We start from the raw sequence: 12,886 nt of genomic DNA, 5'->3' as shown, positions 1-12,886 counted from the left end.
GCTTTAGTGCGCGGCCATGGGCAAGGAAGTCGAGCGCAAGTTCCTGGTCTCTGATCCCGCCTGGCGCAGCCTGGTCGAGGCGGCTATCCGCATTCGCCAATTCTACGTCGCCGCGCAGCCCGGCCGCACGGTGCGCATCCGCATCAGCGACGAACGCTCCGCCAAGCTGACGCTGAAGTTCGGCGACAGGGCGCGCGAGCGCGACGAGTTCGAATATGCGATCCCTCTCCGCGAGGCCGAGGAGATGATGGCGTTCGCCATTGGGCGTGTCATCGAGAAGACACGCCACCATGTTAGACACCGCGGCTATCTCTATGAAGTCGATGTGTTCGGCGGAGTGCTTTCGGGGCTCGTGGTCGCGGAGCTGGAGACGCCGGAGGACGTACCTGACGAAATGCTCCCCGACTGGCTCGGCCGCGAGGTCACCGGCGAGTCGAGGTTCTACAACGCGTCGCTGGCCCTCGGGGGGATTCCGGAGATCGCCGCATGAGCTTTCGCATCGATCCGCGCTTGCCGCTGACTGGCGAGGTCAGGCGCATATTGGCCGACGAGATCGGCAAGGCGCTCGGCCATCTCGAGACGGCGCGCGACAAGCCGGAGCAGGGGCTGCACAAATGCCGCAAGCGGCTGAAGAGCCTGCGGGCCTTGTTGCGCCTGGTTCGTTCCGGAGACGAATCGTTCTGCCAGACCGAAAACGAATGTTATAAGCAGGTATCGGCGCTGCTTGCCGGTCCGCGCGAGGCGACCGCCCTGATCGAGACGATCGACCGCCTGGCCTCCGCCTTTCCGGAGCAGACCGCCGGCGGCGGCCTCGACGCCGTCCGCGAGCGGCTGGTGTTGCGCCAGCATGAGCTCCATGCCGGCCCTGGTCTCGACGCCGCCATAAACGCGGCGGTCGCTGCTTGCCGCGAGGGGCTGGAGCGCATCGACAGGCTGTTCCTGCCGGACCAGCCCGAGCAGGCGGCCGACATACTGGCCGAGGGCGCCCGCGCCACCTTGCGGCGCGCGAAAAAGGCGCTGGACAAGGCCGGCTCGCGCGGCGAGGCCGATGATTTTCACGATCTGCGCAAGGCGGCCAAGACGCACTCGATGCATCTGTCGCTGCTGGGGCGCCTGTGGCCGACGCCGATCAAGGCGCGCCGCAAGGCGGTCGACAAGCTCGGCGAGTTGCTCGGCGAACTGCATGACGTCTTCGTCATGCGCGCGCTGCTTGCCGCCGACGGCGAGCCGCTCGGCCCGGCAGAAGACACCAAGCTTCTGCGCAAGCTCCTGAAACGTTCGGAAAGGAGCCTCGGCAAGGCCTGCCTTGCCGATGCCGCCGATCTGTTCGGCGACAGCCCCAAGCGCTCGGCCAAGAAGCTCGCGCGCAAGGCGCGTGACGATCTCGCGCCGCCGCATGAGGAGGCGAAAGCGGCTTAGGCGCGGCGCCTGTCCTTCTCCCCTTGTGGGAGAAGGTGTCGCCGAAGGCGACGGATGAGGGGTGTTCCAGGGAATGAGGCGTTGGCGATTGCGGCTTTGGACGAGCGCTTCGGACAAGCTGGAACACCCCTCTTCCGTCGAGGCGCTGCGCGCCGATCCACCTTCTCCCACAAGGGGAGAAGGGGGAGCTATGCCGGCAGCGCCCGTTTCTCCTTCGCCGCCTTTGCCCCCGCATCACGCGGATGCGGTCCGATCGGCATGATCGCCGGAAACGGCGTCGCGCCGAAGGCAAAGGTCCATTTGTAGCCGACGAGCTGGTCTTCCGGCGTGGTGTGCTGGTCATGGTGGGCAAGCAGCCTTGCGCGCTCGGCGAGATCCTCAGCCTCCCGCCGCACCATCTCGGCCGTTTCCGGTCGCATGCGCCGCGAGAAACTGACGAAGGTCGCCTGCCGTTCCATATGGCCGATCGCCCAGCCGATGAAGTTCTTGTTGGTCGTCTCGAAATGCGGCTTCAGCGGCCCCTCGAAATCCCACTGGATCGGTGTCTCGACGAGCAATCTTGCCGAGAGGCCGCGCCCGAGCGCCACCAGCCCGAGCTCTTCCAGATCGCGCAGATAGAGGAACATCGAGGCTTCGCTGAGACCCTGCGAGCGCATGATGCCTTCGGGCGTGAATTTCTCGGTGAGCATGATGAAGACGAAGAGCAGCGCCGGCCGCGCGGCCAGCCTGCGCTCGATCTCGGGCGCGACGTGGTTGGCCGGCCCCGGCCCCCGGCTCATCGAACCCAGCACGTTCTCCAGTTCCACTTCCGCGGCGGCACAGATGTCCATCAGCCGGTCGAGCTTGCAGTTGCGCTCGTGGAAGATGCGCTTCACCGTCGGCTCGGAAACACCCATGCGCTCGGCCAGCGTCCGGTAGGTCAGGCCCTTTGCCTTGAGCGTCCGTTTCAGCGCCTCGAAGATCGGACCGTTCATGGAATGCACCTCGTTTGCGTGAATTCGTATCGATCTTCGATACTAGGCGCGAACCGCCTTCCGGAAAAGTATCGAAAAAACTAGCTCTTCCTCATCACAACGGGAGAGCAATCATGAAGACCCTCATCGCTTCGATCCTTCTTGCCGTCGCCGGCATCGTAACGGCTCCCGCCGCCCAGGCCGGCGAGGTCTGGCGCGCCGGCGGCTTCGAGCAGCCGGAATCGGCGCTGGTCGATGCCGCCAACAAGCGGATCGTCGTGTCCAACATCGTCGGCAATCCAGGCAAAGCGGACGGCAACGGCTATCTGTCGCTGCTGTCCATGGACGGCAAGGTCATCGCCGGGCACTGGGTGGACGGCATGGACGCGCCCAAGGGCATGGCGATCTCGGGCGGCAAGCTTTACGCCGCCGACATCACCAAGGTCCGCGTCGTCGATCTCGCCAGCGGCAAGCTGGTCTCCAGCATCGATGTGCCGGGGGCCGTCTTCCTCAACGACATGACGGCCGATGCCTCGGGCAAGGTCTATGTCACGGACATGCTGGCCGACACGATCTACCGCATCGACGGCGACAAGCCGGAGCTGTTCGTCAAGGATGCGCTGCTCGCCTCGCCCAACGGCGTCTTCGCCGACGGCGAGAGATTGATCGTCGCGTCCTGGGGCAAGGGCATCAAGCCCGACTTCAGCACCGTGGAGCCCGGCGGCCTGCTGGCGGTTGATTTGTCGAGCAGGAAAGTGACGGCTTTGCCCGGCGCACAGAATTTCGCCGACCTCGACGGAGTCGTCGCCATCGGGGACACCATCTACGCCACCGCCTACATGACCGGCACGCTCTACAGCTACAAGGCCGGCGGCGCGCCGACAGCGGTAGCGCAGTTCAAGCCGGGCAGCGCCGACATCGGCACGGACGGCAACTCGACCATCTATGTCCCACTGATGAACGAAGGCGCGGTTGCGGCGCTGTCGCTGGATTGAGCCAGTCGCGCTACTGCCAGGGCCAAGCATGAGCAGAGACCTTGGGTGGGACGATCAAGAAGGCACTGTAGCGCCGCGTTCCTTCGCGCCCCCCTCTGTCCTGCCGGACATCTCCCCCACATGTGGGGGGAGGTTGGCGGCTTCGGCGCCTCGCTCGTCCTGCAGCGTTGGCGATTGGCGAAAGCCTGCGAGACATCCGATCTTCCCCTTGTGGCCCCTTGTGGGGAGATGGCCGGTAGGCCAGAGGGGGGCGCTGTCCCGCCAGCGTTTCGGATTCTGGCATTGCAGCGGCACTCTGAGGTTACCCCTCGCCCTGCGCATCACTTCGGCCTGCCGATCCTCGCCAGCTTGTCGGAATTGCGGACGGTATAGACCGCTGCGATACTGCCCTCCGCGTCGACCGCGAAAGCTGAACGTCTGGACGACAGCGCCGGCGACCGTCACCACCAGTCCTGGCCCGCCATTGATGATCGCCGGCACGATCCTTCGGCGAGGAAGTGGCCTGGACCACCCTGACAGGAGCATGCCTGATCGTCGCCGGCTGCCTGATCGCCGCGCGCGCAAACCCGAAACTTGCCGAGCCGATCGAAGCGGCCGTTTGACGATTGTCCGTTGGCTTGATAGCGACCGCGGCTCAGCCCTGCTGGGTCTGCGCCGCGGTCGATTTGAGGCGAACGCCCCGGCCGCCGCGCTCGCTGGCCTGGTTCTCGCCGATCAGCTCCACCCCGATCAGATCGAGTGCCTGGATGACCTTCATCAGCGAATCGACGACGCCCCTGACGACGCCCTCGCTCGCTTCCATGCGCTGTATTGTCGGAAGCGAAACCCCGGCGCGCTCGGCGAGCGTTCGCTGGTCGATACCGGCCAATGCCCTCGCAGCGCGCATCTGTGCGGCAGTCATCATCGACCTGTATCCATGTCAAAACGTGCAATATCGATGTACAGTATAAACATTACAATGTCCAAGGCATCATTCAAAAGGATTGGCGGGGGATCACTCGCCGTCCGCCACCACCTTGCGCCGCTGCAGCAGGCGCGCCGCAAGCCAGCACAGCATGGCCCAGGCGAAGCCGGCGCACCAGCCGGCAAGCACGTCTGACGGCCAATGCACGCCGAGATAGACGCGGCTTGTACCGACCAGCACCGTGGTGAGCACGGCGAAGCCGAGCACGAAGATCTTCGTCCTGCGGTTCGGCAGGAACCGCGCGGCGAGTGAGCCCAGCGTGAGATAGGTCACCGCCGACAGCATCGCGTGGCCGCTGGGAAAGGACAGCGAGGTTTCGTTGACCAGATGCGAGACGAGATCGGGCCGCGGCCGGTCGACCTCATGCTTGAGCAGGCTGGATACCACCTGCCCGCCGGCCACCGAAACGAACACGAACAGTGCCGTCCCCGGTCGGCGGATGAGCAGGAAGTAGACGATCGCCGCGGTCGTGATCAGCACCAGCACCGCGGTGCTGCCGAGCGCGGTGATGTCTCGCATCGCGCCTTGCAGCCATGGCGGGCCGATCGGACTGTCCGGTTGGCCGGCATGGCGGAAGGCGAGCAGGATTTCCGTGTCGAAGGCGTGCGGGCTGGTGGCGCGCGCCGCCTCCATGAGTTCCACCAGGCCCCATAGCCCGGCGGCGATCACCAGCCCGGCCAAAAGCACCGGGAATTCTATCCTGTTGAGCAGCGCGTTGGCGGTCGATTTCATTGGGGGCCTTTGAGCAATTCCAGGAAAAGTATGTAACGGTTTTCCGTCCGGAATTGCGTCAAAACAAAGAGATAGAGCGGTCCCCGTTTCCGTGAAACGGTGAAACGCTCCAGGTCCGGCTACAGCCGCTGCATATAGGGCCCGAGCGTGATCAGAGCGACGGCCGCGATCGCCAGCACGACGCCCGTGGCCTGCAATGCATTCAATCGTTCGCCGAAGAAGACCAGCGCCACGACATTCACCGACACCAGCTGGATCACCGCCGACAGGCTGAACGACACCGACATGCCGAATTCGCGGATCAGCCGCAGCATGATCAGATTGCCGGCCGAATAGAGGGCGAGCGTCAAAAGGATCTTGGCCAGGCTCGGCGCCAACCCCCATTGCTTGGCCGCGGTTGCCGCCAGCAGGAAGATCACGGTCGAGATGCCGAGCTGCGCCAATCCCCAGAAACTCACGGTTTCCTCCCCTCTCGAAGCGGCCTTTGCCGCGGCCGTCGCCGTTCTTGTTTCCGAAGTGCGTGGAGCCGTCAAGCTGGAGGATAGGGCGAAGGCGCGCTGCCAAGGGATCGAAGTCGGATGTCGCAAAAATGCGCCCGGCCCCGGTCGGCGCGCCGGTGCCGCGAGGCTGCGGTTGACTCGCGTCGCGAAGTTGCCGCCAGCGATTGGCACCCGATGACTGCACGGTCGTAGCCGAACCAAGCCGGCAAATCGGCCCTGCTTAATCACGCCGATGTCACGAAAATGTGATCGGCCGCCTTTAGGGATCGACGGGTCACAGTTCCAGCCACCTCGCCATTTGATGACGAAGCGATGGGCATCCGCAACCCCAGCTACCCAGCGCGGTGAACCACGGCCATGTTCAGGGTGGTTCTCAAGCGGAAGCCGATGGACTCGTAGAGCCCGATGGCCGGTGCGTTGCTGTCATAGGCGTGGAGATAGGGAACCTCGCCCCGCGCCATGATGCGGTTTGCCACGAACAGCGACAGCAGTCTGGCAAGGCCGCCGCCGCGGAAATCGGGATGCGTGCACACGCCGCTGAGCTCCGAGTAGCCGGGCTGCTTCATGCGCTCGCCGGCCATTGCCGCGAGCCTTCCGCCGATCTTCACGCCCCAGAACTCGCCGAGGCTCAAGGCTTCCAGCGTGAACGGGCCGGGCTTGGTGAGCGAGGCCAGGGCAAGCATCTCGGCCGCATCGTCGGGTGTCAGTGGTTGCACCCGTTCGTCGGATACGGCCTGCATCGGCCGCTCGGCTGTCATCTGCACCAAGGTCGCTGTCGAGACCGCGGAAACTTCCGCGGGCAGGACGATCGGATCGGTCTGAACCACGATCGAGCTTTGAAGCGGCGGCAGCAGCTTGCCCAGAGCTCGCAGGCTTTCTTCGTCGTCCATCGCGGTGGCGGCGAAAGGAACGATCGATGGCCGATACCGCCGGGCGAGGCTGTCGCCTTCCGCGAAGGCCTGGTGGCGCGTCGCAAGCGCGCTCCAGATGGGGCGGTCGAGAACGTGTTTCATGGCGCGACGGCCTTGGGCGCAACGGCCCTGGCTTTCTCAGCGCGACGGTCGAGCGAGGTCGCGGCCAGCCGATCCTCGATGGCGGCGAGCTGGCCAAGCAGCGGCCCGGAGAGGTCCGCGCACAATTCCGCGACGGCGTCCTCGATGCGCGGCCAGACGTCGCGCTTCGCAGCATCGACCAGCCGCCGGCCGCTTGCCGACAAGGAGACGATCCTGCGCCGCTGGTCGTCGTTCGATTGCGTGACCTCGACCACGCCCAGCTCGGTGAGCAGCGACGCGGCCCGCGTGACACCCGGCTGCGCGACGCCGAGCGATTGCGCCAGCTCTCCGACCGGCAGCGGCCCCAGCCTGTCGAGCGCCGCGAGCAGGGGGTACTGGCTCGACTGGATCCGCACATCCAGTTGATCCAGCACGCGCTGCGTATCGGCCTGCAATTGCTCGCCGATGCGCTTCAGCCTGCTGCCCAGGCACAGAAAGCCGAGGGATCGCAATATGTCTTCCATGGCCGAGCTCATCGAAATAACGATAACTAGTTATATAACAACACATGGAAAGTCAAGCTGCACGGCACCGTGAAGCCTTCGGACATTTCCTCTTCATTCGCCGCCCATAGCATCCTATATGGCGCTGGCGCGACATGACCGACAGTCGGTCGCGCCAAGGCGACTGATTCGAGGCCCGCGGGCTGCGGGTCTCTGTTCATCGGCACGCGGAAGCTCATGCCCTCCCTGCGCATCCATATCGACAGGTTTCTTGAAGGCGCGGCGCCCAAGGTGCCGAAGCGGGAGCTGACGCATCTCGAGCGGCTGGCGCTGGTGCGGCGGCATGGCGACTTCTCGCTCGCCTATTCCACCGCCGTGCAGCAGAAACTGTCCTATTTCAGCGACGGCGACGGCTACATCGCCTTCGGCACCAAGATGAAGCACCATTTCGCGCTTGGCGATCCGGTGGTCGACCCGGCGGAACGGCCCGGCTACATCAAGCGCTTCGTCGAGGCCGCCGGCGGCCCCTGGTTCGTGCAGATAAGCGCCGCGACCGCAAGGGTGCTGGCCGGGCTCGGTTATCAGGTCAATCGGCTGGGCGTCGACACCAGGCTGCAGCTGCCGGCGCATGATTTCTCCGGCAAGCGCAACGAGACCGTGCGCTATTCCGAGCGCTGGCTGGCGAAGAAGGGCTTCACCTTCGCCGAGGACAGGAAAAACATGCTCCTCGACGAGGTGTCGCGGCTGTCCGAGAACTGGCGCGGCGAGCGCATCGTCAAACGCTGGGAGATGGGCTTCCTCAACCGCCCCTTCGCCGACCATCTCGGCGCCGACATGCGCCGCTTCGTTCTCCATGATCCGGAGGGCGAGCTCGTCGCCATCCTCGACTTCGATCCGCTGTTCAGTGACGGCAAGGTCATCGGCTACACCACCGCCTTCAAGCGTAAGCATGTCGACGCCACGCCGCATGCCGAGATCGGCCTGACCAAATTCGCCGTCGACCGCTTTCGCGACGAGGGCATCTCGGTCGTCACGCTCGGCCTGTCGCCGCTGCTCGATGTCGCGCCGAGCGGCTTTGCCGAATCGAGCTTCTGGCGCGGCGCCTTCCAGCGCGCCTACGAGTCGCCCTGGGTCAACCGCTCGCGCTTCAACCTGCAAGGCCAGGCCGCCTTCAAGCGCCGCTTCCACGGGCAGGAGGAGCCGACCTACATCGCCTTCCGGAAAGGGACGCTGATGGAGATGCTGGGGCTTTTGCGGCTGATCAAGGCGATTTAGAAAACATCGCCAACCTTGGCGATTTGATGAAACCTCGCGGCTTCGTCATCAACTCTGAAGGATCGAGGCGTCTCTAAGCCTAGCGTTTAGGGTGACGATGATCTTTCGCATGACGGCGGCGATGGCCACCATTGGCTTCTTGCCGTTGGCGCGAAGGCGTTTGTAGAAGGCTGCGAACTCGCCCCTTCCGGCAGCGGCGTGCAAGGCGGGCATGTAGAGCATGCTCCTGACCTCTGGTCGTCCGCCACGGATTTTGCGGTAGCCGTGTTTTTGGCCACTGTCGTTTGGATGAGGCGCGAGCCCTGCAAGGGCTGCAGCCTTGCGGCGTGTCATGGACCCCAGTTCGGGCAAGGTGGCCAAGAGCTTGGCCGCCACGATCGGGCCGAGACTGTCCATGGCCGTGCAGATGGCTGCCCGGTGCTTGAGGGTGGTGCTGTTGGCGACGAGCTCGCGGATGTCGGCCTCGATGGCCTTGATCTGATTGTCGATGACTTTGATCAGCGCCTTGAAGGAGGCGGCGAGCTCGCGGCCGCCGGGAGCCTTGAGGCGGTTCTTCTCGGCGCCCCTGAGGGCTATGAGCTCCTGGCGGCGGCGGACCAAGGCGCGCAGGCGGATCTCCTCAGCGTCTGGAGCCTGCCACAGGCACAGCTTATCCCAGCGCTCACGGCCATAGGCCCAAAGCATGCCGGCATCGATGGCGTCGCTCTTGCCGTGCGTGCCGTAGGAGCGGATGAAGCTCTCGACCTTGAGCGTGTCGGCACGATGGCAGGCGATACCGGCGCGCAGGCACTCCTCGAGCAGCAGGCTTTCATGGCCGCCGGTCGGCTCGCACACGACAAGGTCGATGTGTTTGTAGCTCTTGAGCAAGGCACGGATCGTGCGCCGCTGATTGGCGATAGTGCGGGTGGTGGCGCCGTCACAGACGGTGATGGTGTCCTTGGCGATGTCGAAGCCGAGGCACAATTGCGGTTGTTGATGCAGGAAGGCCATGCTGGTGGTATCCTTAAAGGGCTTCGGATTGTTTGCGGGCGTGGCGTGAGCCAGCGGCCAATCAACTCTCCAAGCGATGGCGGACAAAGACGGCAGGGACCTTGATGACGTCGGGTGCTACCCGGTCCCAGGGACGGTCGCCTGCCGCCGGGACTGCTGGCTGTGATGGGCCGCAGTCCCGGCCGCCAAACTACCCGATCCTTCTCAAACAATCCCAAGGCGAAGCAGGAGCGTAAGCTCCGTCGCGGAGACCCTGGGATCCATGCCGTTACCTAGATCGAAGGGTGCAGCGGAGCAGGATTCTGCACCGGAGGCAGCGCGTCGAAGTCACGGGATGGATCCTCGGGTCAAGCCCCATAGGCGCTAACTTAGCAATCGATGTGCGATGGCGCGTCGTCGTCGGGGTGGTTCGCGCAAGCGGTGGAGCAGCAGGTCGAGGGAGATCAACCTGGTAGGCCCCAGTAATACAGCCATCGAGATGTTGGAGATTGCCAAGGCCACGAGACGCCAGATCGGCAGGGCGGATCGGTTCAGGCGGCCAGGGGAGAGAGTCCGGCGCCTCGGGATCGAGGGCCGGCAGGTCATCTTCGGCCAGCAGGGCGGCCAGCAGAGCGGTGTTGATCCACAGGCGAGCCAGGTCGGGATCCTTTGCGCGGAGATCTTCCAGACCCACCAGCGACTTCATGCGTTTGAACGCCAGCTCGATCTGCCATCGCAGACGATAGGTCGAGGCGAGCCGCTCAGGCGGCCAGTCATCCGGCGGCAGCGATGTCAACAGCACCAGATAGCCGGCCATCTCGATGCCGGCCTGGCTGGGTTTGTATCTCGCCTTGGCCGCCAAACGGCGCGCCGCTCGTCTGGCCTTCTCAGCCGCCTCGGGCGGCATGGGCAGGATCACCACCCGAGCGGGTATCGCGACCCTGGACTTGCCGTCCTGGACGCCCACCGAAAGATCGAGCACGCCCTTCTTGCCCGCTTCACGGCACAGCGCCAAGCGATCCAATAGCCGGCCTTGGCCATCCAGCAGGCGTGGATAGTTTGAAGGGGCACGAACCAGAAAATCAGCCCCTGCCTCGATTACCCGAGCCAGATCGTCGGCTTTGGCGTGGGCACGGTCGGCGATCCGAAGCTCTCCAGCCCTGGCGCCGCGCGACAGCCGCTCGGCTTCATGGCGATCCGTGACCTCCACCGAACAGAGCTTCAGCGTTGCAAGATCGAACACCGTGTGCACCATCCAATAAACCCGCTTGGGACCAGGCGGCGCAACTACCGTGGCGTCCACCGCCATCATCCGCAGGCCTCCGTACAAGCCGGCGAAGGCTTCGGGGCAGCGCTCGGCAAGCAATTCCGAAACCAGGCCGCCCACCCAATCAGCACTGGCCTTCAGACGCTTCAGCATCGCCACGTCGGACATCGACGCCACTCCCCGCTGCTCGGCCCAACCAGCCAGCATCCGAAGCGAGAAGCGACCCAGCACATAGGCAAAACACAGCCGCAGCAGGTCAGCAGCGCTAGCCACCTGCCGTTTGCGCAGCAGCGCCCCAGCCTCCCGCGCGCTGGTCTCCAACTCTTCCGCCGAGCCCAATCGTCCGACCAGCTCGTCCCAATCCAACGCTTGCAGCGAATCGCTCATAACCATGGTGAATCACTCACCACGATCACCGTCAAGCCTAAGTTAGCGCCTATGGGGTCAAGCCCGAGGATGACGACGGGATAATCGTTACGGCCAATCTCGAAGGCTTGCGTTGGCCCCGCGCGGAACACAACGTCGCTCAATTCCTCAACCGGTACCCCGTCCTGAAGATCCAGGCCACGATCGTGATGCAGACCGCCAGGAACACCAGCGTCATGCCGAGGCTGACGCCGACCGAGACGTCGGCCTTGCCGTAAAAGCTCCAGCGAAACCCGCTGATCAGGTAGACGACCGGGTTGAACAGCGTGATCGTCTTCCAGATGCCGGGCAGCATGTGGATCGAATAGAAGCTGCCGCCGAGGAAGGTGAGCGGCGTGACGATCAGGAGCGGCACCAGCTGCAGCTGCTCGAAGGTCTTTGCCCAGATGCCGATGATGAAGCCGAACAGGCTGAAGGTCACCGCCGTCAGCACCAGGAAGGCGATCATCCAGAACGGATGCTCGATCCTGAGTGGCACGAACAGCGCCGCGGTGCCCAGGATGATCAGGCCGAGCATGATCGACTTGGTCGCGGCGCCCCCGACATAGGCGAGGATGATCTCGAGATAGGACACCGGCGCCGACAACAGCTCGTAGATCGAGCCGACGAATTTCGGGAAATAGATGGCGAAGGACGCGTTCGAGATCGACTGCGTCAGAAGCGACAGCATCATCAGGCCCGGCACGATGAAGGCGCCGTAGCTGATGCCGTCGATCTCGTTGATGCGCGAGCCGATCGCCGAGCCGAAGACGACGAAATAAAGCGACGTCGAGATCACCGGCGAGATGATGCTCTGCAGCACCGTGCGGAACGCACGCGCCATCTCCACCCGGTAGATCGCCCACACCGCACGAAGGTTCATGGCCGCGTGCCTGTTCATGGCTCTTGCCTCAGAAGATTGACGAAGATCTCTTCGAGCGAGCTGTTCTTGGTATCGAGGTCGCGGAACTGGAGGCCGGCGGCCTCGAAGTCGCGGATCAGCGAGGCGACGCCCGGCCGGTCGCTCTGGTTGTCATAGGTATAGGTGATCTCGTTGCCGTCCGCGGACAGCTCCAGCGCATAGCGCGACAGACCCTCGGGGATGGCCTTGAGCGGCGCGCGCAGCTCGAGCGTCATCTGCTTGCGGCCGAGCTTGCGCATCAACTCGGCCTTGCCTTCGACCAGGATGATCTCGCCGCGATTGATGACGCCGACGCGGTCGGCCATCGCCTCGGCCTCTTCGATGTAATGCGTGGTCAGGATGATGGTGACGCCGTCCTCGCGCAGCCGCCGTACCATCGCCCACATATCCTGGCGCAGCTCGACGTCGACGCCCGCCGTCGGCTCGTCGAGGAACAGCACCCGTGGCTCGTGCGACAGCGCCTTGGCGATCATCAGCCGGCGCTTCATGCCGCCCGACAGCGTGATCGCCTTGGCGTCCTTCTTCTCCCATAGCGAGAGGTCTCTAAGCACCTTCTCGACGAAATCCTTGTTCGGCGCCTTGCCGAACAGGCCGCGGCTGTAATTGACCGTCGCCCACACCGTCTCGAAGGCGTCGATGGTCAGCTCCTGCGGCACCAGCCCGATCAGGCTGCGCGCCGCGCGGTAGTCCCTGCCGATGTCGTGGCCGTCGACGGTGACGGTGCCGGAGGAACGGTTGACGATACCGCAGACGATCGAGATCAGCGTCGTCTTGCCGGCGCCGTTCGGCCCGAGCAGCGCGAAGATCTCGCCGCGCTCGATGTCGAGATTGATTTCCTTCAACGCCTTGAAGCCGGTGGCATAGGTTTTCGTGACACCGGAAATCGAGATGATGGATGACATGCTGAAATATGGCCGGCTGGAAAACGTGACCTCATATAGGTCGGATGCCGGTTTATTCAAACCGGCAATTTGCAGCGCTGCTGACAGC

Annotated in this window: 14 protein-coding genes and 1 pseudogene; 5 read left to right on the top strand and 10 right to left on the bottom strand. The window is 64.3% G+C overall.

All coding sequences use genetic code 11. The annotated features are described in order from the left end of the window. Positions 1-16 precede the first annotated feature (16 nt). Positions 17-490 carry a CYTH domain-containing protein gene (locus QAZ47_RS03705; RefSeq protein WP_278232555.1) on the top strand — a complete coding sequence of 158 codons (474 nt, stop codon included), beginning with the start codon at positions 17-19 and terminating at the stop codon, positions 488-490. Then, positions 487-1,419 (top strand): CHAD domain-containing protein, encoded by a 933-nt coding sequence (locus tag QAZ47_RS03700; protein WP_278232554.1) that lies wholly within the window; start codon positions 487-489, stop codon positions 1,417-1,419. The genes QAZ47_RS03705 and QAZ47_RS03700 overlap by 4 nt, the downstream gene beginning before the upstream one ends. Before the next feature lie 188 nt (positions 1,420-1,607). On the opposite strand, the gene QAZ47_RS03695 is transcribed toward QAZ47_RS03700, so the two are convergent. Beyond that, positions 1,608-2,393: a helix-turn-helix transcriptional regulator gene (locus QAZ47_RS03695; RefSeq protein ID WP_278232553.1), complete on the bottom strand. Its 786-nt coding sequence runs from the start codon at positions 2,391-2,393 to the stop codon at positions 1,608-1,610. A gap of 113 nt (positions 2,394-2,506) precedes the next feature. Between QAZ47_RS03695 and QAZ47_RS03690 the strand changes: the two genes are divergently transcribed. After that, a complete protein-coding gene (locus QAZ47_RS03690) occupies positions 2,507-3,367 on the top strand; it encodes an ATP/GTP-binding protein (RefSeq protein ID WP_278232552.1) in 861 nt (286 codons plus the stop codon). A gap of 485 nt (positions 3,368-3,852) precedes the next feature. Continuing rightward, positions 3,853-3,969 (top strand): annotated as a pseudogene (locus QAZ47_RS03685) (EamA/RhaT family transporter); the annotation flags it as partial. A gap of 32 nt (positions 3,970-4,001) precedes the next feature. Here QAZ47_RS03685 and QAZ47_RS03680 read toward each other — a convergent pair. From QAZ47_RS03680 to QAZ47_RS03660, 5 genes are all read right to left on the bottom strand, one after another. Next, positions 4,002-4,271, bottom strand: coding sequence for a helix-turn-helix transcriptional regulator (locus QAZ47_RS03680; protein WP_278205621.1), 270 nt, complete (start codon positions 4,269-4,271; stop codon positions 4,002-4,004). 90 nt (positions 4,272-4,361) lie between these two features. Then, the gene (locus tag QAZ47_RS03675) at positions 4,362-5,063 is read right to left on the bottom strand and encodes a phosphatase PAP2 family protein (protein ID WP_278232551.1); all 702 of its coding nucleotides are present in this window, start codon (positions 5,061-5,063) and stop codon (positions 4,362-4,364) included. Between the two features lie 119 nt (positions 5,064-5,182). Continuing rightward, on the bottom strand, positions 5,183-5,521 hold the full coding sequence (locus QAZ47_RS03670) for a hypothetical protein (protein WP_278205619.1): 339 nt from the start codon (positions 5,519-5,521) through the stop codon (positions 5,183-5,185). A gap of 374 nt (positions 5,522-5,895) precedes the next feature. Continuing rightward, on the bottom strand, positions 5,896-6,576 hold the full coding sequence (locus tag QAZ47_RS03665; RefSeq protein ID WP_278232550.1) for a GNAT family N-acetyltransferase: 681 nt from the start codon (positions 6,574-6,576) through the stop codon (positions 5,896-5,898). After that, complete coding sequence (locus QAZ47_RS03660) at positions 6,573-7,079, bottom strand: MarR family transcriptional regulator (RefSeq protein WP_278232549.1); 507 nt, start codon at positions 7,077-7,079, stop codon at positions 6,573-6,575. The genes QAZ47_RS03665 and QAZ47_RS03660 overlap by 4 nt, the downstream gene beginning before the upstream one ends. Positions 7,080-7,295: 216 nt before the next feature. On the opposite strand from QAZ47_RS03660, the gene QAZ47_RS03655 reads away from it, so the two are divergent. Continuing rightward, positions 7,296-8,333, top strand: a complete 1,038-nt coding sequence (locus QAZ47_RS03655; RefSeq protein WP_278232548.1) for a phosphatidylglycerol lysyltransferase domain-containing protein — start codon at positions 7,296-7,298, stop codon at positions 8,331-8,333. Between the two features lie 48 nt (positions 8,334-8,381). Here QAZ47_RS03655 and QAZ47_RS03650 read toward each other — a convergent pair whose 3' ends face one another. The 4 genes from QAZ47_RS03650 to QAZ47_RS03635 all read right to left on the bottom strand — a co-directional run bounded on the left by QAZ47_RS03650 (position 8,382) and on the right by QAZ47_RS03635 (position 12,798). After that, the gene (locus tag QAZ47_RS03650; RefSeq protein WP_278232547.1) at positions 8,382-9,323 is read right to left on the bottom strand and encodes an IS110 family transposase; all 942 of its coding nucleotides are present in this window, start codon (positions 9,321-9,323) and stop codon (positions 8,382-8,384) included. Positions 9,324-9,591: 268 nt separating this feature from the next. Beyond that, a complete protein-coding gene (locus tag QAZ47_RS03645) occupies positions 9,592-10,956 on the bottom strand; it encodes an IS4 family transposase (RefSeq protein ID WP_278232546.1) in 1,365 nt (454 codons plus the stop codon). Positions 10,957-11,095: 139 nt separating this feature from the next. Next, positions 11,096-11,857, bottom strand: coding sequence for an ABC transporter permease (locus QAZ47_RS03640; RefSeq protein WP_278233768.1), 762 nt, complete (start codon positions 11,855-11,857; stop codon positions 11,096-11,098). Positions 11,858-11,871: 14 nt separating this feature from the next. After that, entirely contained in the window at positions 11,872-12,798 is a 927-nt protein-coding gene (locus QAZ47_RS03635; RefSeq protein WP_278232545.1) for an ABC transporter ATP-binding protein, read from the bottom strand. Between the last annotated feature and the right edge of the window lie 88 nt (positions 12,799-12,886).

Source organism: Mesorhizobium sp. WSM4904, assembly GCF_029674545.1.
Lineage (GTDB): Bacteria > Pseudomonadota > Alphaproteobacteria > Rhizobiales > Rhizobiaceae > Mesorhizobium.
The sequence above is the reverse complement of the archived record's forward strand: the minus strand, read 5'-3'. Positions and strand labels throughout refer to the sequence as shown.